The organism is Nocardia sp. NPDC005745 (genome assembly GCF_040630775.1).
Taxonomy (GTDB): domain Bacteria; phylum Actinomycetota; class Actinomycetes; order Mycobacteriales; family Mycobacteriaceae; genus Nocardia.
On the sequence record NZ_JBEXYF010000008.1, the window covers coordinates 91,375 to 115,331 of the forward strand.

Annotated in this window: 19 protein-coding genes and 2 pseudogenes; 4 read left to right on the plus strand and 17 right to left on the minus strand. The window is 68.8% G+C overall.

Annotated elements, in window-relative coordinates; genetic code table 11:
- Positions 1–44 precede the first annotated feature (44 nt).
- The 15 genes and pseudogenes from nuoN to ABZ420_RS11185 form a co-directional block, all read right to left on the minus strand.
- Positions 45–1,670 (minus strand): NADH-quinone oxidoreductase subunit NuoN, encoded by a 1,626-nt coding sequence (gene nuoN, locus ABZ420_RS11115; RefSeq protein ID WP_357120223.1) that lies wholly within the window; start codon positions 1,668–1,670, stop codon positions 45–47.
- Complete coding sequence (locus ABZ420_RS11120) at positions 1,667–3,292, minus strand: NADH-quinone oxidoreductase subunit M (RefSeq protein ID WP_357120226.1); 1,626 nt, start codon at positions 3,290–3,292, stop codon at positions 1,667–1,669. The genes nuoN and ABZ420_RS11120 overlap by 4 nt, the downstream gene beginning before the upstream one ends.
- Positions 3,289–5,175, minus strand: coding sequence for an NADH-quinone oxidoreductase subunit L (gene nuoL / locus ABZ420_RS11125; RefSeq protein WP_357120229.1), 1,887 nt, complete (start codon positions 5,173–5,175; stop codon positions 3,289–3,291). Before nuoL ends, ABZ420_RS11120 begins: the two co-directional genes overlap by 4 nt.
- A 1-nt stretch (position 5,176) precedes the next feature.
- Positions 5,177–5,476, minus strand: coding sequence for an NADH-quinone oxidoreductase subunit NuoK (nuoK, locus tag ABZ420_RS11130; RefSeq protein WP_040866745.1), 300 nt, complete (start codon positions 5,474–5,476; stop codon positions 5,177–5,179).
- Positions 5,473–6,303 carry an NADH-quinone oxidoreductase subunit J gene (locus ABZ420_RS11135; RefSeq protein ID WP_357120232.1) on the minus strand — a complete coding sequence of 277 codons (831 nt, stop codon included), beginning with the start codon at positions 6,301–6,303 and terminating at the stop codon, positions 5,473–5,475. Before ABZ420_RS11135 ends, nuoK begins: the two co-directional genes overlap by 4 nt.
- A pseudogene (nuoI, locus tag ABZ420_RS11140) lies at positions 6,300–6,899 on the minus strand (NADH-quinone oxidoreductase subunit NuoI); the annotation flags it as partial. The pseudogene nuoI and the gene ABZ420_RS11135, both read right to left, overlap by 4 nt.
- Before the next feature lie 6 nt (positions 6,900–6,905).
- A pseudogene (nuoH, locus tag ABZ420_RS11145) lies at positions 6,906–8,210 on the minus strand (NADH-quinone oxidoreductase subunit NuoH); the annotation flags it as partial.
- Positions 8,203–10,740 (minus strand): NADH-quinone oxidoreductase subunit G, encoded by a 2,538-nt coding sequence (locus ABZ420_RS11150; RefSeq protein ID WP_357120235.1) that lies wholly within the window; start codon positions 10,738–10,740, stop codon positions 8,203–8,205. The gene ABZ420_RS11150 and the pseudogene nuoH, both read right to left, overlap by 8 nt.
- Positions 10,737–12,059 (minus strand): NADH-quinone oxidoreductase subunit NuoF, encoded by a 1,323-nt coding sequence (nuoF, locus tag ABZ420_RS11155; protein ID WP_357120238.1) that lies wholly within the window; start codon positions 12,057–12,059, stop codon positions 10,737–10,739. The genes ABZ420_RS11150 and nuoF overlap by 4 nt, the downstream gene beginning before the upstream one ends.
- Complete coding sequence (nuoE, locus tag ABZ420_RS11160) at positions 12,056–12,826, minus strand: NADH-quinone oxidoreductase subunit NuoE (protein WP_357120241.1); 771 nt, start codon at positions 12,824–12,826, stop codon at positions 12,056–12,058. The genes nuoF and nuoE overlap by 4 nt, the downstream gene beginning before the upstream one ends.
- Positions 12,823–14,157, minus strand: a complete 1,335-nt coding sequence (gene nuoD, locus ABZ420_RS11165) for an NADH dehydrogenase (quinone) subunit D (protein ID WP_357120245.1) — start codon at positions 14,155–14,157, stop codon at positions 12,823–12,825. Before nuoD ends, nuoE begins: the two co-directional genes overlap by 4 nt.
- Entirely contained in the window at positions 14,157–14,933 is a 777-nt protein-coding gene (locus ABZ420_RS11170) for an NADH-quinone oxidoreductase subunit C (RefSeq protein WP_357120248.1), read from the minus strand. The genes nuoD and ABZ420_RS11170 overlap by 1 nt, the downstream gene beginning before the upstream one ends.
- On the minus strand, positions 14,930–15,484 hold the full coding sequence (locus tag ABZ420_RS11175) for an NADH-quinone oxidoreductase subunit B (RefSeq protein ID WP_040866749.1): 555 nt from the start codon (positions 15,482–15,484) through the stop codon (positions 14,930–14,932). The genes ABZ420_RS11170 and ABZ420_RS11175 overlap by 4 nt, the downstream gene beginning before the upstream one ends.
- Before the next feature lie 51 nt (positions 15,485–15,535).
- Positions 15,536–15,916 (minus strand): NADH-quinone oxidoreductase subunit A, encoded by a 381-nt coding sequence (locus ABZ420_RS11180; protein ID WP_357120250.1) that lies wholly within the window; start codon positions 15,914–15,916, stop codon positions 15,536–15,538.
- A 474-nt stretch (positions 15,917–16,390) separates the two neighbouring features.
- On the minus strand, positions 16,391–16,801 hold the full coding sequence (locus tag ABZ420_RS11185; protein WP_357120253.1) for a hypothetical protein: 411 nt from the start codon (positions 16,799–16,801) through the stop codon (positions 16,391–16,393).
- Between the two features lie 151 nt (positions 16,802–16,952).
- Here ABZ420_RS11185 and ABZ420_RS11190 point away from each other — a divergent pair, with 151 nt between their 5' ends.
- The 3 genes from ABZ420_RS11190 to ABZ420_RS11200 are packed head-to-tail and all read left to right on the plus strand — an operon-like array spanning position 16,953 to position 20,519.
- Entirely contained in the window at positions 16,953–18,494 is a 1,542-nt protein-coding gene (locus tag ABZ420_RS11190; protein ID WP_357120256.1) for a hypothetical protein, read from the plus strand.
- A 4-nt stretch (positions 18,495–18,498) separates the two neighbouring features.
- Positions 18,499–18,942, plus strand: a complete 444-nt coding sequence (locus ABZ420_RS11195; protein WP_357120258.1) for a hypothetical protein — start codon at positions 18,499–18,501, stop codon at positions 18,940–18,942.
- Positions 18,939–20,519, plus strand: a complete 1,581-nt coding sequence (locus tag ABZ420_RS11200) for an FHA domain-containing protein (RefSeq protein ID WP_357120261.1) — start codon at positions 18,939–18,941, stop codon at positions 20,517–20,519. The genes ABZ420_RS11195 and ABZ420_RS11200 overlap by 4 nt, the downstream gene beginning before the upstream one ends.
- A gap of 47 nt (positions 20,520–20,566) precedes the next feature.
- Here the strand turns inward: ABZ420_RS11200 and ABZ420_RS11205 are convergent, their stop codons facing one another.
- Together ABZ420_RS11205 and ABZ420_RS11210 are read right to left on the minus strand one after the other, a co-directional pair.
- Positions 20,567–21,421, minus strand: coding sequence for a class I SAM-dependent methyltransferase (locus ABZ420_RS11205; RefSeq protein WP_357120264.1), 855 nt, complete (start codon positions 21,419–21,421; stop codon positions 20,567–20,569).
- Positions 21,422–21,485: 64 nt separating this feature from the next.
- Entirely contained in the window at positions 21,486–22,355 is an 870-nt protein-coding gene (locus ABZ420_RS11210) for a LysR family transcriptional regulator (protein WP_245659809.1), read from the minus strand.
- A 150-nt stretch (positions 22,356–22,505) separates the two neighbouring features.
- Here ABZ420_RS11210 and ABZ420_RS11215 point away from each other — a divergent pair, with 150 nt between their 5' ends.
- A complete protein-coding gene (locus ABZ420_RS11215; protein ID WP_357031017.1) occupies positions 22,506–23,948 on the plus strand; it encodes a form I ribulose bisphosphate carboxylase large subunit in 1,443 nt (480 codons plus the stop codon).
- Positions 23,949–23,957: the final 9 nt, after the last annotated feature.

The window sequence follows — 23,957 nt, forward strand, 5'->3', positions numbered from 1 at the left end:
CCGCCGCTGTCGCCCAGCGACGGCATCGCAGCGGCCGAGGCCCGTCAGCGGACGAACGTCGCCGCCTGATCGGCGAGGTCGAGCAGCGGCTGCGGGAACACGCCGAGCGCGAACGTGACCGCCGCGGTGATCACCACGATCGTCGTCGTCATCGGCGGAGTGACCAGCAGCGGAGCGTCGGCGGGCGGGTCGGTGAAGAACATCAGCACGATGACCCGCAGATAGAAGAACGCCGCGATGGCACTGCAGATCACGCCGATGACGACCAGCGCTGCCGCGCCGCCCGACGCGGCGGCCTCGAACACGGCGAATTTGCTGACGAATCCGCTGGTGAGCGGCAAACCGGCGAAGGAAAGCAGGAACAGCGCGAAAACGGTGGCCAGCCATGGGGAGCGGCGGCCGAGCCCCGCCCACCGGGGCAGGCCGGTGGCTTCGTCGCCGTCCGGTTCGCGGACCAGGCTGACCACGGCGAACGCGCCGAGCGTGCCGATGCCGTAGGCCGCCAGGTAGAACAGCACCGCCGCGACACCGCGGTCGTTCGCCGCCACCGGGCCGGTGAGCAGGAAACCGGCATGTGCCACCGAGGAATACGCGAGCATTCGTTTGACGTCGGTCTGCGTGATCGCCATGACCGCGCCGACTGCCATGGTGGCTATCGCGACGGCGGCGAGGATCGGCCGCCAGTCGTCGCGCAGGCCGGGCACCGCGACCTGCAGCACCCGCACCAGCGCGCCGACCGCCGCGATCTTGGTGGCCGCCGCCATGAAACCGGTGATCGCGGTGGGAGCGCCCTGGTACACGTCCGGCACCCAGGATTGGAACGGCACCGCGCCGATCTTGAACAGCAGACCGACGGCGAGCATCGCGACCCCGAGCACCGCCAGCGTCGCGTTGTCCGGATGCTGGGCGATGGCGTCCGCGATGCCGCCGAGCCGCACTGTGCCCGCCTGGCCGTACAACAGCGCGACACCGTAGAGGAAGAACGCCGAGGAGAACGCGCCGAGCAGGAAGTACTTCAGCGCCGCCTCCTGCGACAGCAACCGCTTGCGCCGGGCCAGTCCGCACAGCAGATACAACGGCAGCGAGAGCACTTCGAGCGCGACGAACATGGTCAGCAGATCGTTGGATGCCGGGAACAGCATCAGCCCGCCGACGGCGAGCAGCGTCAAGGGGAACACCTCGGTGGTCGCCACACCCGCGCGCAGCGCCGCCGTTTCGGCCGCGCTGCCGGGCACCGCCGAAGCCTGTGGTGTGAACGCGTCCACACCGCGCTCGCGGGTGGCAGCGGCACGGCTCCAGGTTCCCGGTCCGGACCGCGCCTGCCGACGAGGCTCGGCTCCCCGCTCGGCGATGAACAGGATGGCGAGGATCGACACGACCAGGATCGTGCCCTGCAGGAACAGCGTCACGCCGTCGATCGCGACCGCACCGGCGACGGCGGTGGATTCGGTGCCCGCCAACGCCACTACGGCGATCAGCGCGGCGGTCAGGCCCGCCACGCTCAGCACCAGGTGAACGGTATAGCGGTAGTCGCGGGCGACGAACGCTTCGGCCAGTACGCCGAGCACGGCGGCGCCGAACACGATGAGCATGGGAGACAAGGCGCCGTATTCGATGCTCGGCGCGGGGACGCTCGCGGCGAGTGTCGTAGCGGAGGCGAGATCGTTCACTTGTGGGCACCTCCGGGATGGTGGGCCGAGCCCGCCTCGGGCGGTGGGGGCGTCGAGGGCGCGGGATCGTTGCGGCCGATGGTGGTGAGGGTCTGGCTCACCGCGGGATTGATGAAGTCGGTGAGGACTTTCGGATAGATGCCGAGGAACAGCAGCGCGGCGATCAGCGGGACCACCACGACGACTTCGCGCGGCGCCAGATCATAGATCCGCTCGTTGCCCTCCTTCACCGGTCCGGTCATCATCCGCTGGTAGAGCCACAGCACATAGAGGGCCGCGAGTACCAGCGCACTGGCGGCGATCACCGAAGCGAACCCGTAGCGGGTGAATGTCCCGATCAGAACCAGGAATTCGCTGACGAACGGGGCGAGTCCGGGAAGCGACAGCGTCGCCAGACCGGCGATGAAGAACGTCCCTGCCAGCACCGGGGCCACCTTCTGCACCCCGCCGTACTCGGCGATGAGCCGGGTCCCCCGCCGCGAGACGAGGAATCCGGCCACCAGGAACAGCGCGGCGGTGGAGATGCCGTGGTTGACCATGTACAGCGTGGCGCCGGTCTGGCCTTGGCTGGTCATAGCGAAGACACCCAGGATGATGAAGCCGAAGTGGGAAATCGAGGTGTAGGCGATCAGCCGCATCACGTCGGTCTGCCCGATGGCGAGCAGGGCGCCGTACACGATGCCGACCACCGCGAGCGTGATCACCAGCGGCGCATAGGTGTCCGACGCGCCGGGGAACAGCAGCAGGCAGTAGCGCAACATCCCGAAGGTGCCGACCTTGTCCACCACCGCCATCATCAGCACCGCGCTGGACGGCGTGGCCGCGACGGCGGCGTCGGGCAGCCAGGTGTGCAGCGGCCACAGCGGCGCCTTGACCGCGAAGGCGAACATGAAGCCGAGGAACAGGGCATTGAGCACCGCGGGTCCGGCGCCGAGTTGCCCGGCATTGGCGGCGGCGACCACAGTGCGGAAGTCGAACGTGCCCGACGAACCCTCACCCAGGCCTTCCCGGGCGGTGAGCACGTACAGCCCGATGACCGCGGCCAGCATGATCAGCCCGCCGAACAGGTTGTAGAGCAGGAATTTCACCGCCGCGCGGGAGCGCTGCCTGCGCAGCAGCGCGTCCCCGGTGCGCGGCCCGAACCCGCCGATGAGGAAGTACATCGGGATGAGCATCGCCTCGAAGAACACGTAGAACAGCAGAATGTCCAGGGCGACGAAGGAGATCAGCACCATCGCCTCGACGAGCAGGGTGAGCGCGACGTAGGTGTGGGCAACCCGTCCACCGCTGCCGACTTCGCGATCGTCGTGCCAGCCCGCCAGGATCAGCAATGGCACCAGCGCCGCGGTCAGCAGCACCAATACCAGCGCGATGCCGTCCAGGCCGAGGGTGTACCCCGCGCCGAACGCCGGGATCCACCGATGGGATTCGACGAACTGGTACTGCGCGCCCGCGGTGTCGAAGCGCACGGCGAGCGCGATGCCGATTCCCAGCACCAGCACCGAGAAGCCCAGCGCCACCGCACGGGCGAGGGTGCGCTGCGCGGCGGGCAGCGCGAGCACGATCGCCGCACCGACGACCGGGGCCAGCCACAGCGTCGTCAACCAGGGAAACTCGTTCACCACAACCTCACCGCCAGCAGGGCGGCGGCCACCAGGGCCGCGCCGGTGAACATGGACAGGGCATAGGAGCGCACGAATCCGGACTGCACTCGCCGGGCCCGCGCGGACAACCCGCCGATCAGCGCCGCCGTGCCGTTGACGACGCCGTCGATGCCGCGGTTGTCGAGGAAGACCAGCGCCCGGGTCAGGTGCTGTCCGGGCCGCATGAACCCGGCTTCGTTGACCGTGTCGCCGTACAGATCGCGCCTCGCCGCGACGGTCAGTGCGGAGACGGATTCGGGCGCGGTCTCGGGAACCTCGCGCTGCGCGTACTGCGAGTAGGCGACCGCGACACCGACCGCGACCACGCCGAGCGCGAGAATCGTGACCAGCGCCGCCGGAACGGTTTCGGTGCCGTGGTGGGCGCCGACGACCGGTTCGAGCCAATTCTGCAACGAGGAGCCGAAGACGAACACCGCACCGGCTCCGATCGAGCCGAGGGCGAGCAGGATCATCGGACCGGTCATCACCGCGGGGGATTCGTGCGGGTGGGTGTCCGGTTTCCAGCGGCGCTCGCCGAAGAACGTCATCAGCATGACGCGCGTCATGTAGAACGCGGTCAGCCCCGCGCCGAGCAGCGCCGCCAGTCCCAGCGCGATCCCGCCCGGACCGCCTTGGTTGAACGCCGCCTCGATGATCCGGTCCTTGGAGAAGAACCCGGCGAACGGCGGCACCCCGATGATGGCGAGGTAGCCGAGGCCGAAGGTGACATAGGTGATCGGCAGCAGAGTGCGCAGCCCGCCGTAGCGGCGCATGTCGGTTTCGTCGTCCATCGCGTGCATCACCGAACCGGCGCCGAGGAACAGCCCGGCTTTGAAGAACCCGTGGGTGAGCAGATGCATGATGGCGAAGGCGTATCCGGCGGGTCCGAGCCCGGCCGCCAGCACCATGTAGCCGATCTGGCTCATCGTCGAGGCGGCGAGCGCCTTCTTGATGTCGTCCTTGGCGCAGCCGATGATCGCGCCGAACAGCAGGGTGACCGCGCCCACCAGCACCACGCCGAGGCGCGCGTTCGGTGCGAGATCGAAGATCGCGTTGGAGCGCGTGATCAGGTAGACGCCCGCGGTGACCATTGTGGCCGCGTGGATGAGCGCCGACACCGGGGTGGGGCCCTCCATCGCGTCGCCGAGCCAGGACTGCAGCGGCACCTGGGCGGACTTGCCGCACGCGGCCAGCAGCAGCAACAGGCCGATCGCGGTGAGCGTGCCCTCGCTCGCACCGGGCGCGGCGCCGAACACGACGCCGAAGTCGACCGACCCGAAGGTCGCGAACATCACCATCATCGCGATCGCCAAGCCCATGTCACCGACCCGGTTGACGACGAACGCCTTCTTGGCGGCCGTTGCCGCCGAGGGCTTTTCGTGCCAGAACCCGATGAGCAGGTAGGAGGCCAGGCCGACGCCCTCCCAGCCGAGGTAGAGCACGAGGTAGTTGTTCGCCAGGACCAGCAGCAGCATGGCCGCGAGGAAGAGGTTCAGGTAGGCGAAGAACCGCCGCCGCGCCGGATCGTGGCTCATGTAGCCGATCGAGTAGACGTGGATCAGCGAACCGACGCCGGTGATCAGCAGCGCGAAGCACATCGACAGCTGGTCCAGCTGCAGGGCGAAATCGACCTGGAGGCCGGTCACCGGGACCCAGCTGAACAGGTCCTCGCGCACAGCCCGGTCGGTGGTGGCGCGCCCCAGCATGTCGGCGAACGCGAACACCGCGACCCCGAACGAGGCCAGCGCCATAACGGTGCCGAGTAGATGACCCCACTTGTCGGCGTAGCGTCCGGTCAGCAGCAGGACGATCGCGCCCGCCAGGGGGAGGGCGGGCAGCAGCCACAGCGTTGCGGTGTCCACGTCAGAACTTCAGCAGGTTGGCGTCGTCGACCGAGGTCGAGCGGCGGGTGCGGAAGATGGTCATGATGATGGCCAGGCCGACGACGACCTCGGCCGCGGCGACCACCATCGTGAAGAACGCGAACACCTGACCGTCCAGGTCGGCGTGCATCCGGGCGAAGGTGACGAACGCGAGGTTCACCGCGTTGAGCATGAGTTCGATGCACATGAACACGACGATGGCGTTGCGCCGCAGCAGCACTCCGGCCGCGCCGATCGTGAAGAGCAGGGCGGACAGGAACAGGTAGTTCTCGGGATTCACCGGTTGCCTTCCTCGTCGCTGGGGTTGTCGGTCCCGTCCGATGCGGGCGTGGTGCCGACCGAGATGACGGCCGCTTCGGTGAGCGCCCTGGTGCGGCGGTGCCGCAGGATGGTGCTGACCGACAGTTCCTCGAACGACCCGTCGGGCAGCCGCGCGGGGACGTCCACCGCGTTGTGCCTGGCGTAGACGCCGGGAGTGGGCAGCGGGGTCGCGCGGTGCCCTCTCTCGCGGAACCGGCGGCGCGACAACTCACGCTGATCGTTGCGGGGCCCGAACTGCTCGCGGTGGGCCAGCACCATCGCGCCGATGGTGGCGGTGATCAGCAGGGCGCCGGTGAGTTCGAAGGCCCACACATAGCGCAGGAAGATCAGCTCGGCCAGTTCGGCGATCACGTTGCGGCCGGGAAATCCGTTGGCGGGAAAGGTGATTCCGGATTCGCGCACGCCGTGGGCGATTCCACCGCTGAGCAGCAACCCGAAGCCCACGCCGACCGCGGCGGCGGCGAGCCGCTGTCCGCGGATGGTTTCTCGCAGCGATTCGGCGGAGTCGACGCCGACGAGCATCAGCACGAACAGGAACAGCATCATGACCGCGCCGGTGTAGACCACGATCTGCACGACGCCGAGGAACAGCGCGTCCTGGGCGATGTAGAACGCGGCCAGCGCGATCATCGTGGCGGCCAGGCACAGCGCGGAGTGCACCGCTCTGGGGGCGAACACCATACCGAGCGCGCCGAGCACCGCCACCGGGGCGAGGATCCAGAAGTGGACGGTCTCGCCGGTGGAGGCGCGGGTCAACGGCTCCGCCGCCAGGATCAAGTCGGTCACCGTGTCGCTCCTTCCGCGGCCGCGGCGGCGGGTTGCCGCGGCGCCTCGCCCGGGTGGGGGAGCGCCGTGGCACCGTTGGTGGCCGGCGCGTCGCCGGTTACCCGGCCGAGGTAGTAGTCCGCTTCGTCGGCGCCGGGGTGCATGGCGTGCGGCGGCGCGGTCATCCCGGGCTGCAGCGGCGCCAGCAACCGATCCTTCTCGTAGATAAGGTCGGCCCGGTTGTCGTCGGTCATCTCGTAGTCGTTGGTCATCGTGAGCGCGCGAGTCGGGCAGGCCTCGATGCACAATCCGCAGCCGATGCAGCGCAGGTAGTTGATCTGATAGACCCGCCCGTACCGTTCACCGGGCGAGAACCGTTCGGTCTCGGTGTTGTCGGCGCCTTCGACGTAGATCGCGTCGGCGGGGCAGGCCCACGCGCACAGCTCGCAGCCGATGCACTTCTCCAAGCCGTCGGGATGCCGGTTGAGCTGATGCCTGCCGTGGTAGCGCGGCGCGGTCGGGGTTTTCTGCTCCGGATAGAACTCGGTGTTCGGCTTCTTGAACATGGTCGCGGCGGTGACCGCGAACCCGGCCAGCGGCTCGAGCAGACCGGCCTTGGTGCGGGTGGCGTCGCGCGCGTGCGCGTCGGCGGGCAGCGGCGGCACCGGGAACCCGAGGAATACCGTCGAATCGGTGGAATCCGCGGCCACGGGTTCCTCGTCCTGCGGCGGCGTTCCCATGGCCCGGCCCGCCCGCAGGAACTGCAGCACCAGCAAGCCGGTGACCACCAAGCCGCCGATCACCAGGATCGGAGTCTGCACCGGGTAGCCCTCGGCCTGCAGCACCCGTGCGGTGGCCACCACCATGACCCAGGCCAGCGAGGTCGGGATCAGCAGTTTCCAGCCGAGGTTCATGAACTGGTCGTAGCGCAGCCGGGGCAGTGTGCCGCGCAGCCAGATGAATACGAACAGGAATGTCCAGACTTTGGCGGTGAACCACAGCACCGGCCACCAGCCGGAGTTCGCGCCGTCCCACATGTTCAGCGGCCACGGTGCGTGCCATCCGCCCAGGAACAGGGTGGTGGCCAGCGCGGAAACCGTTCCCATATTGACGTATTCGGCCAGCATGAACATGGCGAACTTGAGCGAGGAGTACTCGGTGTGGAAGCCGCCGACCAACTCGCCCTCGGCCTCGGGCAGGTCGAACGGGGCCCGGTTGGTCTCGCCGACCATCGATACGCAGTAGATCAGGAACGACGGCAGCAGCAGGAACACATACCAGGTGCCCTCCTGCGCGGAGACGATGCCGGAGGTGGCCATGGTGCCGCCGAGCAGGAACACGGTCGCGAAGCACAGCGCCATCGCGATCTCGTAGGAGATCACCTGCGCGGTCGAGCGCAATCCGCCCAGCAGCGGATAGGTGGAGCCCGACGACCAGCCGGCCAGCACGATGCCGTAGACGCCGATGGAGGTGATCGCGAGGATGTACAGCACCGCCACCGGCAGATCGGTGAGCTGCAGCGGGGTGGTGACGCCGAAGACCGACACCTGGGGTCCGAGCGGGATCACCGCGAACGCCATGAACGCCGGCACCACCGAGATGACCGGCGCCAGGATGTAGATCGGCTTGTCCACGATCGCCGGGACGATGTCCTCCTTGAGGGCCATCTTCACGCCGTCGGCGATGCTCTGCAGCGACCCGAGGGGGCCGGTCCGGTTCGGGCCGATCCGCATCTGCATGCGTGCCACGATCTTGCGTTCCGCGAGCACCGCGATCAGCGGGATCAGCATCAGATAGACGAAGATCGCCACGGCCTTGGCGATCACCAGCCACAGCGGGTCGTGTCCGAAGCCCGCGGGGGTGTACGGATCGGAGGCAGCGGCGTGCGTGACCGTCGACGCGGTGACGAGCGTGGCGAGCTCACTCATGACGGTGCTCCTTCATCCTCTCGTCGGCGTGCCGCAGATGCACGATCGCGCCGGGCTGAACGGCGAGCTGCTCGGCGATGGAGCAGCCGGGCGAGTGCTGCGGCAGCCACACCACGCGGTCGGGCAGGTCGCTGATCATCAAAGGGAGCGTGACCGCGCCGCGGCTGGTGGCGACGGTGACCGGATCGTCGGGCTGTGCTCCGAGTTCGGCGGCGGTGGCGGCCGACAGGCGCACCATCGGCGGCCGGGCGATGCCCGCCAGGTTCGGTTCGCCGTCCTGCATGCGTCCCGCGTCCAGCAGCATGCGCCAACTGGCGAGCACCGCGGTGCCGGGCTCGGGCCGCGGCAGCGGATGCGGCTGGTGTGTGGGCGCGGTGACGGGTGCGCCGTCCCACGCGCCGAGTTCGTCGAGTTCGGCGCGGGCGGACTCGACGTCGGGCAGGCCCAGGCGCACCGACATCTCCTCGGCGATGGCGTGCAGCACCCGTTGATCCGACAGCGGCGCGGACCGGCGGCGCACCATGTCCTCGCCGAGCGCGGCGGCGAACGGGCGCGGCCTGCCCTCCCAGGTACGGAAGGTGCCGGATTTCTCCATGGCCGCGGCCACCGGGAACACCACGTCGGCGCGTTCGGTGACCGGGCTGCGGCGCAGTTCCAGGCTCACCACGAACCTGGCCGCGTCGATCGCGGCCAGCGCGGCGGCCGGGTCGGGCAGGTCGGCGACGTCGACCCCGCCGATGACCAGTGCGCCTAGGCCGGACGCGGCCTCCAGGATGGCCGTCGTGTCGCGGCCCGCGCCGACGGGCAGTTCCGGCACGTTCCAGACGGCTCGAACCTGTTGGCGGGCACGGGGATCGGCGACCGGCCTGCCGCCGGGGAGCAGGCCGGGCAGGGTGCCCGCTTCGACCGCACCGCGTTCGCCTGCCCGGCGCGGCACCCAGGCGAGGGCGGCTCCGGTCTCGTCGGCGAGGCGCACGGCGGCCGACAGCGCGCCCACGACCCCCGCCATCCGCTCACCGACCATGATCACCGCGCCGGGTTCGCGCAGTAGCCGGGCCAGATCGGCGAGCTGGGCGGGATCCGCCCCGGGCGTGGTGATCTCGCCGGCTCGGATGGCGTCGAGCAGATGCGGTTCGGCGCCGGGCACAGCGCGCATCAGTCGTCCGGACATGCGCTCGAGCCCGCGCGAGGAGTACGGCGCCAGCGAGTAGATCGGCAGGCGGCGTTTGCGCGCGGCCTTGCGCAATCGGAGGTAGACGATCGGCGACTCTTCTTCGGGTTCGAATCCGACGAGCAGGACGACCGGTGCGGCCTCCATGCTGTCGTAGGTCACCGTGGCGGACCGGCCCGCGACGCGGGCGGCGAGGAAGTCGGCCTCTTCCGCCGAATGCGCGCGGGAACGGAAGTCGATGTCGTTGGTGCCGAGGGCGACTCGCGCGAACTTGCCGTAGGCGTAGGCGTCCTCTTCGGTGACCCGGCCGCCGACGAGCACGCCGGCGTTACCGAACGACGCGGCCAATCCCTCGGCGGCCGCGGCCAGCGCCTCCGACCAGGAGGCCGGTGCGAGTTCGCCGTCCCAGCCGCGCACCAGCGGGGTGGTGAGCCGATCGGGTTCGGTGGCGTAGGCGAACGCCCAGCGGCCTTTGTCGCAGTTCCACTCCTCGTTGACCTGCGGGTCGTCCCCGGCCAGTCGGCGCAGCACCTTGCCGCGCCGGTGGTCGGTGCGCTGCGCGCAACCGGAGGCGCAGTGCTCGCAGACGTTCGGGCTGGACACCAGGTCGAACGGACGCGCGCGGAATCGGTAGGCGGTGCCGGTGAGCGCGCCCACCGGGCAGATCTGCACGGTGTTGCCGGAGAAGTAGGAGTCCAGGGGTTCGGCCTGCGCGGTGCCGACTTGTTGCAGCGCACCGCGGTCCATCAGCTCGATGAACGGATCGCCCGCGATCTGCTGGGAGAAACGGGTGCAGCGGGCGCACAGCACGCAGCGTTCCCGGTCCAGCAGCACGGCTGTCGACAGCGGAATCGGTTTCGGATAGGTGCGTTTGCGTCCGTCGAACCGGGATTCGGCGCGGCCGGTGGACATCGCCTGGTTCTGCAGCGGGCACTCGCCGCCCTTGTCGCATACCGGGCAATCGAGCGGATGGTTGATCAGCAGCAGCTCCATCACGCCCTCCTGCGCCTTGTCGGCCGCGGGAGAGGTGAGCTGGGTGCGCACCACCATGCCGTCGGTGACGGCCATGGTGCAGGAGGCGACCGGTTTGCGCTGTCCCTCGACGTCGACCAGGCATTGACGGCAGGCGCCGACCGGGTCCAGCAGCGGATGGTCGCAGAAGCGGGGGATCTGGATGCCGATCAGTTCGGCGGCCCGGATCAGCAGCGTGCCGGGCGGCACGCTGACGGCGGTGTCGTCGATGGTCACGGTCACCAGATCGGCGGGCGCGGGGCCGCCGGTGCGGTCACCCACCGTGGCAGGCCCACTCGTCGCCCGACCGCCACCCCTGATCGAATCGCTGCGCGATACCGGTTTCATCGGACCTCTTCTCCTGACTCGGCCCACGCGGTGGAGCGCGCCGGGTCGAATGGGCATCCGCCGACCCGCAGGTGTTCGGCGTACTCCTCGCGGAAGTACTTCAGCGAGGAGATGATCGGGCTGGCCGCGCCGTCGCCGAGGGCGCAGAACGACTTGCCGTTGATGGTGTCGCTGATGTCGAGCAGCTTGTCCAGGTCGGCGGTGACGCCCGCGCCCGCTTCGATCCGTTGCAGCAGCTGCACCAGCCAGTAGGTGCCCTCCCGGCACGGGGTGCACTTGCCGCAGGATTCATGGGCGTAGAACTCCGTCCAGCGCAGCACGGCGCGCACCACGCAGGTGGTGTCGTCGAAGATCTGCAGGGCCTTGGTGCCGAGCATGGATCCCGCGCCCGCCACGCCTTCGTAGTCCAGCGGCACGTCGAGGTGTTCCTCGGTGAACAGCGGCGTGGACGAACCGCCCGGGGTCCAGAACTTCACCCGGTGCCCGGCGCGCACGCCGCCCGCGTAGCCGAGCAGTTCGCGCAGCGTGACGCCCAGCGGCGCCTCGTACTGCCCCGGCCGGGCCACGTGCCCGGACAGTGAGTAGAGGGTGAAGCCGGGTGACCTCTCGCTGCCCATCGAGCGGAACCACGCGATGCCGTTGCGGATGATGGGCGGCACGCTGGCGATGGATTCGACGTTGTTGACCACGGTCGGGCAGGCGTAGAGACCGGCGACGGCGGGAAACGGCGGGCGCAGGCGAGGCTGGCCGCGGCGGCCTTCCAGCGAGTCCAGCAGCGCGGTCTCCTCGCCGCAGATGTAGGCGCCCGCGCCGGCGTGCACGATCAGCTCGAGGTCGTAGCCGGAGCCGAGGATGTCGTGCCCGAGGAAGCCCGCCTCGTAGGCCTGGGCCACCGCGGCCTGCAACCGTCGCAGGACCGGCACCACCTCGCCGCGCACGTAGATGAACGCGTGCGCCGCGCGGATGGCGTAGGCGGCGATGACGACGCCTTCGATCAGCGCGTGCGGCGATGCGAGCATGAGCGGAATGTCTTTGCAGGTGCCGGGTTCCGACTCGTCGGCGTTCACCACCAGGTAGTGCGGTTTGGTGACGCCGTCGGGCCCGGGACCCTGCGGGATGAAGCTCCACTTCATGCCGGTGGGGAAGCCCGCGCCGCCGCGGCCACGCAGGCCCGCGTCCTTGACGGTCTGGATGATCTGGTCCGGTTCCATCCGCAGGGCGGTGCGCAGCGCCTGGTAGCCGTCGTGGCGCAGGTAGGCGTCCATCGTCCAGGACCGCGGATCGTCCCAGTGAGTAGTCAATACCGGCGTGAGCGTCATCGCGGGCCCTCCGGATCCTCTTGCGGCGCAGGGGCTCGCATGCCCTGTTCGCGGGCGATCCGAAGACCGGCGAGCGTGGCCGGGCCCGCCGCGCCGTCGAGCACGCCGGGGCGCTCGTCCGGGAACCCGGCCAGGATGCGCGCGGTCTGCTTGAACGTGCACAGCGGCGCGCCCCTGGTGGGGGTGACCTGCTGCCCGGCACGCAGCGCGTCCACAAGGGCGCGCGCGGATTCGGGGGTCTGGTTGTCGAAGAACTCCCAGTTGACCATCACCACCGGCGCGAAATCGCAGGCCGCGTTGCACTCGACGTGCTCGAGCGTGATCGATCCGTCCGCTGTGGTCTCGCCGTGCCCGATGCCGAGATGGTGCTCGAGCGTGGCGAGGATGGCATCGCCGCCCATCACCGCGCAGAGCGTGTTGGTGCACACTCCGACGTGGTAGTCGCCGGTGGGTGTGCGCCGGAACATCGAGTAGAAGGTGGCAACCGCGGTGACTTCGGCACCGGTCAGGCCCAATTGCTCGGCACAGAACTCGATCCCGGTACCGGTGACGTAGCCCTCCTCGGACTGCACCAGGTGCAGCAGGGGCAGCAGCGCCGAGCGCGGATGCGGATAGCGCGCGATGATCTCCTTGGCGTCGGTCTCGAGTCGCTCCCGCACGAAGGGCTGATAGGGCTCGGGCCGGGTGCCGAGCTTCAGCAGGACTCGCGTGCCGCCCGGCACGCGGCCACCGCCGTCGGTGGATTCGCTGTGCGATGTCGGGTTCATCGGTCCACTCCGCCCATGACCGGGTCGATACTGGCGACCGAGGCGATGACGTCGGCGACCATGCCGCCCTCGCACATCGCCGCGACCGCTTGCAGATTGGTGAACGAGGGGTCGCGATAGTGCACCCGATAGGGGCGGGTGCCGCCGTCGCTGACCATATGCACGCCCAGCTCGCCGCGCGGCGACTCCACCGCCGTGTACACCTGGCCCGCGGGGACGCGGATGCCTTCGGTGACCAGCTTGAAGTGGTGGATCAGCCCCTCCATGGAGGTGCCCATGATCTTGCCGATGTGCCGGGGCGAGTTGCCGAGACCGTCCGCGCCGACCTGGAGGTCGGCAGGCCAGGCGATCTTCTTGTCGTCGATCATGACCGGGCCTGGCCGCAGCCGGTCCAGGCACTGCTCGACGATCTTCAGCGACTCCTTCATCTCCTCCACCCGGATGACGTAGCGGCCGTAGCAGTCGCACCCGCTGGTGGTGGGGACGTCGAATTCGTAGTTCTCGTAGCCGCAGTAGGGCTGGGCTTTACGGAGGTCGTGCGGCAAGCCGGTGGCGCGCAGCACCGGGCCGGTGATGCCGAGGGCCATGCACCCCTGCAGATCGAGATAGCCGATGTTCTGGGTGCGCGCCTTCCAGATCGGATTGGCGGTGAGCAGGTGCTCCATGTCGCGCAGCCGTTTGGGCAGCAGTGCGAGCAGTTCGCGTACCTTGGTGACCCCGTTGTCGGGCAGGTCCTGGGCCAGGCCGCCGGGACGGATGTACGCGTGGTTCATGCGCAGTCCGGTGATCGTCTCGAACACGTCGAGGATCAGCTCGCGTTCGCGGAAGCCGAACAGCATCGGCGTCAGCGCGCCGAGTTCCATGCCGCCGGTGGCCAGGGCGACCAGATGCGAGGAGATGCGGTTGAGTTCCATCAGCAGCACGCGGACGATCGTGGCGCGCTCCGGGATCTGCTCGGTGATGTCGAGCAGTTTCTCCACGCCCAGGCAGTAGGCCGTCTCGTTGTAGAACGGCGACAGGTAGTCCATGCGGGTGACGAAGGTGACGCCCTGGGTCCAGTTGCGGAATTCGAGATTCTTCTCGATCCCGGTGTGCAGGTAGCCGATTCCGCAGCGGGCCTCGGTGACCGTTTCGCCTTCGATCTCCAGGATCAGGCGCAGCACACCGTGCGTGGACGGGTGCTGCGGGCCCATGTTGACGACGATGCGTTCCTCGCCCGCGCCGGCCAGCGTCTCGGCCACCTGGTCCCAGTCCTGCCCCGCCACGGTGACCGTGACGGGCTCGGGTGCGACGCCCTCGGCGACGCCGGGCGCGGTGTCGGTGTCGTTCATCAGCTGTAAGCCCTCCGCTCGTCGGGCGGCGGGATGCGCGCGCCCTTGTATTCGACCGGGATCCCGCCGAGCGGGTAGTCCTTGCGCTGGGGGTGGCCGCGCCAGTCGTCCGGCATGGTGATCCGGGTCAGCGAGGGGTGCCCGTCGAACAAGATGCCGAAGAAGTCGTAGGTCTCGCGCTCGTGCCAGTCGGTGGTCGGGTACACCTCGTAGAGCGAGGGAATACGCGGGTCCGCGTCCGGTGCGGAGACCTCCACCCGCACGCGGCGGTTGTGCGTGATCGACATGAGGTGATAGACGGCGTGCAGTTCACGGCCGGAATCCTGCGGGTAGTGCACCCCGTTGACGCCGAGGCAGAGTTCGAAACGCAGTGCGGGATCGTCGCGCAGCGCGCGCGCCACCGGCAGCAGCTGCTCCCGGTGCACGTGCAGGGTGAGCTCGCCGCGGAAGACGATCACCTTCTCCAGCGCCGCGTCCGGGCGGGTGCCGGTGGCGGTGAGGGCGGCGCGCAGCGCGTCGACCACTTGGTCGAAGTACCCGCCGTAGGGGGCGGGCGTGCTGCCGGGCAGCGTCACCGGGCGGACCAGGCCGCCGTAACCGGAGGTGTCGCCGGTGCCGGTGACGCCGAACATGCCGCGGCGCACCCCGATCACGTCGGCTCCGCTCCGCGCGGAATCCTCCTCCGGCAGAGTGCCTTCGGGGCCCGCGGTGGCCGCGGCGTCGATCGCGTCGTGCGCGGGCGGGATGTCGGTGTCGTCGGGGGTGTCGAAGGTCATCGCAGCAGACCCTCCATCCGGATGGTCGGCGTCGAGGCGAGCGCGGCCTGTTCGGCGGCGCGGATGGCCTCTTCTCGGTTGACGCCGAGCGGCATCTGCTGAATCTTGGCGTGCAGTGCCAGGATCGCGTTCAGCAGCATCTCCGGCCGGGGCGGGCAGCCGGGCAGGTAGATGTCGACCGGCACCACATGATCGACGCCCTGCACGATGGCGTAGTTGTTGAACATCCCGCCCGACGAGGCGCAGACGCCCATCGCCAGCACCCATTTCGGTTCGGTCATCTGGTCGTAGACCTGGCGCAGGACCGGGGCCATCTTCTGGCTCACCCGGCCCGCGACGATCATCAGATCCGCCTGCCGCGGCGAGGCGCGGAACGCTTCCATGCCGAAGCGGGCGATATCGAAGCGGCCCCCGCCGGTGGCCATCATTTCGATGGCGCAGCAGGCCAGCCCGAAGGTGGCCGGCCATAGGGAGCCCTTGCGCAGGTATCCGGCGAAATCCTCGACCGTGCTCAGCAGGAAGCCGCTGGGCAGTTTTTCCTCGAGACCCATGTTCTACTGACTCGCTTCCACTCGTCTGCTACGAATTCGGTTGCGCGGCAATCAGTCCCAACTGAGACCGCCGCGCTTCCACTCGTAGGCGTAGGCCACCGAGACGTTGACGATGAACAACGCCATCGCGGCGAGACCGAAGAGACCGAGCGCATCGAAGTGGACTGCCCACGGGTAGAGGAACACGATCTCGATGTCGAAGATGATGAACAACATCGCGGTGAGGTAGTACTTCACCGGAAAGCGTTGTCCCGTAACGTTTCCCGGACCCCCGGCCACGGAATGCGGGGTGGGTTCGATCCCGCATTCGTACGGTTCCAGCTTCGCTCGATTGCGCCGCTTCGGCCCGACCAGGGCCGATAGGGCGATGGAGAACAGCGCGAACGCCGCCGCGATCGCGCCGAGTACGAGCGTCGGCACCTCGATATTCACGACTGCACTTCCCCTCTTGCGAGCTGCAGCTGATAACAGCGTCCGGGGCGGGCTGACGTCGGTGTCCGCCTCGGACGGACTCGCCCCTCGGCTTCACACGGAACCGGTCATTCCTGAATCCGGTTCCATGTGAGGTAGGGCACAGCCTACAACCGAACGGTCGCTCCGCAGCGGGTTTGGGGCCGCCGTTTGATCGAATTCAGTACAAGCATTTATGACCGAAACGGTGGTAATCCGCGCGGACGCTCGCGACGTTGGGTGAACGGTCAGTTGGCTGCTGGTCGACAGCGGATATCGCGACGTCGAATGTGGTCCCGAGCGGGATCAGAGTCGGCAACGGCAATGGATGCACGGTGCCGGGGAGGGCTGCCGAGAGGAGGTTTGGAACAGGGTTTCTCCGTGCCGAATTGCTGTCGGGAGCCGGCCGAGACTAATTCATGATCGCTATGAATAACCGAGGAGGGTCCCCGGTGATCAAGCCGCCGAACGGCTGCGCAGCAGCGCGACAACGGCCTCGGTGAGCCGGAGCGGATCGATCGGATGCGCCACCGCGGCTTCCGCGCGGGACCAGCTCGCCAGCCACGCGTCGTCCGGCCGCCCGGTCAGCACCAGGAGCGGCGGGCACACGTCCACTTCGTCCTTCAACTGCTTGGCGATTCCGAGTCCACCGGTAGGGCTCGCCTCACCGTCCAGGACGGCCAGGTCTATGCCACCGGCATCCATCTGCGCGATCACCACCGGACCGGTGGCGACCTCGAGGTACTCGAACTCCGGTAACTCCGGGCTGGGACGCTTGCCCAAGGCCTGGATCACCTGGCGCCTGGTGTCGGCGTCGTTGCTGTACACGAGAACCCGCAGAGGGGTGGAACGAGGGGAATCGGCCACGAACGGCATGGTACGTCCGCGAGGGCGGACCGCGTGGCAGGTTCGGCGCAGATGGTTTCGCGCGCGTCGTGCACCGCGCGTCAGCAGCGGCATCATCGGCCGAAAGCCGATGGCAAGCAGTCGACAAGAATCTGCCGGTAGAGTCCGGCCAATGCGGGGAGATATCACCCAGGCCCTCGTCGACACCGACGTATGGACCGATGAAATGCTGGGCAGCGCCGGGATTCCGGTGATCGACGTGCCGTTCGTGACCATCGGCAGCGGAATCGGATCGTTCGTCACCTACGACACGCTCCGGATCTTCGGCGTGCCCGCCGAGGCGATGGCGGTGCTGGGCCCGCAGGAGCACCCCTGGGCGTCCTACGAGTACCTGACCCGGGTCTCGCAGATTCCGCGCGGCGAGCGCCTGCGCAGCGACTCGGCCTCGATGCCGGACAACATGTGGGGCTTCCCCTCCTACGCCGTGCGGGAGGCCGTCGCGGACAAGTCGATCAAACCGCTGTGGAACGTCTTCGTCGAGCCCATCTTCGCCAACTACTACACCCCGCGCGCGGGCCAGGCGTTCGCCGCCATGGAGCGGGAGTTCCACCGCATCGGTTACGCCCGGTCCCTGCATCGCGGCCAGGTACGCATGGTGCGCAAGCGCCAGGGCGGCGGATACTTCACCATCCTCACCCCGCCGGCGGGTGCGGCGCCGACCAAGCGGGTCGCCTTCCGCAGCACGTATGTCCATGTGGCGGTGGGGTATCCGGGTCTGAAGCTGCTGCCGGACCTGCAGGAGTATCGCGAGACCCACCGTGACCCGACCCGGGTGGTGAACGCCTACGAGCCGCACGAGCACGTCTACCAGGCGCTGCAGCGGCGGCCCGGTACCGTGCTGATCCGCGGCAGCGGGATCGTGGCCAGCCGCGTCCTGCAACGGCTCATCGACGACCGCGACAAGTACCGGCTCGACACCCGGATCCTGCACCTGTTCCGCACGTATGTCGCCGGCCCGCACGGCAAGAACGTCTTCAGCAGGCGCAAGGGCGGCGACGGGTGGGCCTATCAGGGGTTCAACTACCCGAAGTCGGTGTGGGGCGGTCAGTTGAAGCAGAAAGTGCGCAACCTGCAAGGCGAGGAACGGGCGCGGGCGTACAAGGAGATCTCCGGCACCAATACCCCGATCCGGGACAACTGGCAGGAACAGCTGCGCCGGGGCCGCAGGGAGGGGTGGTATCAGGTGATGGCTGGCACGATGCGGGCTCCGCGCCCCGCAGGGGGACGCCAAGGCGTGGTCGCGACGATTCTTCCGGATGCCACCGCCCCGCTGCCGTTTCCGCCGCCGACGCAACCGTTCGACACGACCGTCGACTACATCGTCGACTGCACCGGGCTGGAAGCCGACATCCGCGAGCACCGTCTGCTGGCCGACCTGCTCGACCACGCCGGTGCCGGGCGCAATCCGCTGGGCAGGCTCGACGTGGACACCTCGTTCGAGCTGATCGGCACCCGCAGCGGCACCGGGCGGATGTACGCCTCCGGCAGCGCCACGCTGGGCGGGCCGTTCGCCGGTGTGGACACTTTCCTGGGGCTGCAGATCGCCGCGCAGGAGATCGCCGACGATCTGGCCGCGGTCGGGTTCTGCCGCAGGATGGGTCCGCTGCGCTCGACGCGGCAATGGTGGCTGTGGGTTACGAACGAGAAGATCTGAGCACATGCTTCCTACCTTGAACGGGCGAATCCAGACCCGTCTTCTCGCGCTGAGCGTGATCGGCTTCGTCGTCGCGCTGATCATCACCCCGTTTCTGCCGACCGGCTCGTCGAGCATCGGTCAGGCGTACCGGGTGACGTTGTCGGTCCTGCTGGCTACCGTTCTGGTCGGTGTGCTCTGGGAGTTGCTCTACCATTTCCTGCAGCAGTTCCGCTGGGAGAAGGACTGGCCGACTCTGTTCGGTCTGGTCACCATCGTCAACGAGGGGGCGCTGATGTGGGTCCTCGTGCGCCACACCACGATGGTGCTGCCCGAACATCTGCGTCCCTCGCCCGCGGCGTTCGGCATTCAATTCGTTCTCACGTGGATCGTTTTCTGGCTCATCGTGAACGGGCCGATGCGGGTGGTGTTCCACCGGTGGCGGTTCCAGGGGGGCCGGTTCCTGTGAGCGCGCAGATCGAGGTGCTGCCCGGCGCCCATCTGGTGGCGAGTGCGAGCGGCGTGGTCGTGGTCGTCGCGCACCGGGGCGAGGGCGCCGTGACGGCGGAGACGATGGCGGCCCGGACGATGACGGCGCTGCTGGACATCGTGCGTGAAGCCGTCGCGCGCGACCGGCGCCGCAGCGGGCGCGCGGTGGCGCGGCTGGCCACGACGTGGCTGATGAGCCTGTCCAACGGTGAGGAGGACGAGGTCGAATTCGGATTGATCACGCCGGTGGACGACGGCCTCGCGGTGTTCCTGCACGGTGGGGTCACCGCGGTGCTCGCCGGTCCCGGCCACCCGGAGGTGTTGCGCGGCCGGGACGCCGGATTCACCGTCGACCGCATGGTGACTCCCGCACCCGTCGGCGGCGCGGGATTGTTCGTGGACGAGGCGGGCTGGGCCGCGGAGGCCCTGCCGGGGCGCGGGATCTTCGCGCTCGGCGAGGGGACCGCCCCGGGGGCGGGTGCGGTGCGGTGGCCGGGTGCGCTGCTCGGCGCGATCGACGGCGAACCGGAGAACCTGGGCGTCATCGAGTCCATGCGGCCATCCCGCTCGGCGCACGAGCCGCCCGCGGCTATATCGGCACGGGAGCCCGGCCCCGCACCTCGGCGAACGGCGGCGCCGCAGAACGTCGAAGGACGAGCAGCGTCCGAGCCGTCTGTCGTCCCGGAGCCGCCCTCGGTCGCGGCGCCGCAACCGCACCCTGCTATGGGGCCGCAGCTCGCGCAGCAACCGCATCGTCCCGCGACACAGCCGGGTTCCGAGCAGGTGTCCGGAGCACCACCACGGCGGGCGCCGAGCCTGCGCAAAGGCGAGGAATCCAACGACACCGCAACGGAAGTCGATCTCCAGGCGGCGCCGCGGCGGGCCGCGCCACGCGAAGGCATGACTCCTCCGGTCGCGCAGCCGGTACCGCCGGGTTCCGAGCAGGGTCCGGCGCGGCCCGCCCATCGCACCGATCGGGAATACGCGATCGCCAACGACGCGAATCTCGCCGAGACGATGGTGCCCTCCTCCGAGGTCGTCGCGGACGCGCTCGGCTCGACCGGTTCGAACCCGCTGGGGCACCGGGTGATCGTGCACGGCTTCCAGTGCGCCCGGCGTCATCACAACGATCCGCGAGTGTCGTTCTGCGCGGTGTGCGGCATCCGGATGGATCAGCTCACCTGCGTGCTCAGCGAAGGGGTGCGCCCACCGCTGGGTGTGCTGCTACTCGACGACGGCACGTCGTTCGTGCTGGACAACGACTGCGTTCTCGGTCGCGAGCCGGAGTATTCGGAGGCGGTCGCGCGTGGCGCGCGCCCGATACGGCTGGAGGACAGCTCCGGCGGAATGTCGCGAGCACACGCGGAGATCCGCCTCGTCGACTGGGACGTCACGGTCGTGGACGGCGGTTCCACCAACGGCACCCACATTCGTCATCCCGGACGTCAGGACTGGGTCCGGGCGGCCCCTGGCCTGCCGATAACCCTCGCCCCGGGCGCCCAGATCCAACTGGGCGGCCGCGTCCTGACCTTCGACTCCCAGCACGGCCAGCTGTAATCCCGGGCCGCAGCGCCGATCGGCGCGGTCCGCGGCGGCGGCCGCGTTCAGGCGTGGCGGAAGCGGATGATGCCCGACCAGGGGTTGCGCATGGGTTTGCGGGGGTCGGGCTGGGGGAGATAGGTGAATGGGCGCAGGTACCAAGGTGCACGGCGGAACTTGCGGGCGTGCACCAGCAGGTTCTCCAGCTCGACCGGCTGCCAGCCGAGGTCTTCGAAGAAGCGGACGCCGTTGGGCGGCTCGAACTTCATCGGCGCGTTGGCGAAGGTGTCCCCGGAACGCATCTTCTTCATGCCCAGGCTCAGGTCGAGCAGCCACCAGGCGATTTCCGGACGGGCCAGGGCGTCCGCCAGGTCGGTGACCGTAGACGGATCGAGGTACATCAGCAGCCCCTCGGTGAGCACCAGGGCCTTCGACGCAGGGGCGGTGACCGGGCCGATCGCGCCGAGCGCCTCGTCGAGGAACTTCCCGCGGGCTTCGGGGTCGGCCAGATCGACCGCTCGGCGCAGGAGCACGCAGTGCGGCGTCTCACCGGCGAGCGCGTCGTCCTTCTCGGCGACGATCCCGGGCAGGTCCGCCTCGATCCAGAGCAGCCCGGCGGGGAGCTCGAGCCGATAGGGTCGGGTGTCCAGGCCGGCGGCCAGGTTGAGCACGCGGTCGCAACCCTCGGCGATCGCTTTCGCGACGAGGTCGTCGATCAGCCTGGTCCTGGTGACGATCGGCCACCCGTCCCGCATCATGGGGGGTGCGCTGTCGGCGATGGCATGGCCGCGTTCTCCGGCCAGCCGGTCGGCGAGCGGATCACGGAACAGCGCGTCCCGGCGCGTCGTCTCGCGCGCACGGTAGGCCGCGACCCAGCGCGCGGTGTCGGACACGTCGGACGGTACGTCCCCTCGGGTCATGGCAGCCAGTCTGTCACATCGATCCGGCGATTCTCCGCACCCGGCGTCCCGCCCAGGAGCGCGATCAACCGGGGTGGAAGGCGTCGGAGCCGACTTCGGCAGGGTCGAGCAGATGGGTGAGGAACAGCCGGGTGGTCGGCGTCGGTGTGCGAGTGGTGATGGCATGCCACGGACGGTCCAGCGGAGTGCCCTCGACCGGCAGCACGCGCAGCACACCGTTCTCCAGATCGTGGGAGATGGCATCGCTGTGGATCAGCGTGACACCCAGGCCTTCTCGCGCGGCGGCCAGGACGGCGCCGTGCGAACCGAGGGTCAGCGTGGCCGGTTCGATCCGGAGCTGGTCGAGCAGGCCGAGGGTGGCCTCGCGGGTGCCGGAGCCGCGCCCGCGCAGCAGCCAGGTGGCGTGCAACGGATCGAATTCCGGCAGGCCGACCACGACCAGGCTGCTCGGCCGCCGGGCGCGCACCACCAGCCCGGTGTCGCGCGGTGGGCGACCGGCGATGACGAGATCCGTTTCGTGATGCTGCAATTCGAGGAACAGCGCGTCGCGCGGATGCACCGACAGGCTCAGTTCGATGTCGGGGAACCGGCGGCGGAACGACGCGAGCGGCCGCAGCAGAACGTATTCGCCCGCGGTGGCGACCACGCCGATCCGCAGGCGCCCGGTCTCGGCGCGGCGCACCGCGGCCTGCGCCTCCTTCATCAGGCCGAGGATGCCGCGGCAGTATTCGGCGTAGACGCGGCCTGCCTCGGTGAGCGTGATGCCGCGCCCGGACTTCGCGATCAGCTTGGCCCCGAGCTGTTTCTCGATATGCGCGACGGCCGCGGAGACGGCGGCTTCGGTGATGTGCAGTTGCGCCGCGGCGCGGCGAATGCCGCCGTGGCGGGCGACGGCCAGGAAGGTTTCCATCCGTGCCGCGCTCACCATACCCATCGAACGACGGTAACAAACTCGAAGAAAAGGTTGAGTATCGCGAGGAACAATCAAATTGTTTGTCGGTATCCGGCCCGTCATCCTGGAAATCCCAAGGCACGCCCGTTCGCCCGGGTGCGGGTGTCCCGCAGTGGCACAGCAGGAGGAACGATGGCCGAAGAAATCGAACGCGACCGCTGGGATCCGGGTGTCCAAACCTACGCCTCGATGGGGTATTACGCGCCCGACTACCAGCCGACGGAGACCGACGTGCTCGCCGTGTTCCGGGTGACCCCGCAGCGCGGCGTCGATCCGATCGAGGCGGCCGCCGCGGTGGCGGGCGAATCCTCCACGGCCACTTGGACGGTGGTGTGGACCGACCGGCTCACCGCGCACTCGCGCTATCAGGCGAAGTGCTACCGCATCGACGAGGTACCCGGGCGGCCGGGCGAGTACTTCGCCTACATCGCCTACGATCTCGACCTGTTCGAGGAGGGATCGATCACCAACCTGACCTCGTCGATCATCGGCAACGTGTTCGGTTTCAAGCCGCTGCTGGCGCTGCGGCTGGAAGACATGCGCATTCCGGTGGCATACGTGAAGACGTTTCAGGGGCCGCCGCACGGCACGGTGATGGAACGCGAATATCTCAACAAATACGGTAGGCCCCTGCTCGGTGCGACGGTGAAACCGAAACTCGGGCTATCGGCGCGCAATTACGGCCGGGTGATCTACGAGGCGTGCAAAGGCGGCCTGGATTTCACCAAGGACGACGAGAACATCAACTCCCAGCCGTTCATGCGCTGGCGCGACCGATACCTGTTCGCGATGGAGGGCGTCAACCGTGCGATGGCCGAGACCGGCGAGATCAAAGGCCACTACCTCAATGTGACCGCGGCTTCGATGGAGCAGATGTACGAGCGCGCGGAGTTCGCCAAGGAACTCGGCAGCGTCGTCATCATGATGGACCTCACCGTCGGATTCACCGCGATGCAGTCGATGTCGCACTGGGCGCGCCGCAACGGGGTGTTGCTGCATCTGCATCGCGCAGGGCATTCCACCTACACCCGGCAGAAGACGCACGGTGTCAGCTTCCGGGTGCTGGCCAAGTGGTGCAGGCTGATCGGCGTCGATCATCTGCACGCGGGCACCGTGGTAGGCAAGCTGGAGGGCGATCCCGCGACGACCAAAGGGTTCTATGACACCCTGCGGGAGAACCACATTCGGACCGAACCGGCCAACGGGATCTTCTTCGACCAGTACTGGGCGAGCCTGCCCGGCGTGATGCCGGTGGCCTCCGGCGGTATCCATGCCGGGCAGATGCATCAGTTGCTCGACCTGTTCGGCGACGACGTGGTGTTGCAGTTCGGCGGTGGCACGATCGGGCATCCGCTCGGCATCGCCGCGGGCGCGGAGGCGAACCGGGTCGCGCTGGAGGCGGTGGTACAGGCCCGAAACGAGGGCCGTGACCTGCTGAAGGAGGGACCCGAGGTGTTGCGCAAGGCGGCCGAGATCTGCCGCCCGCTCGACGTCGCCCTCGCTACCTGGGGCGATGTCACCTTCGATTACACCTCCACCGACGCGCCGGACGCCGTGCCGACGGCCAGCCGCTGACCATCCCGG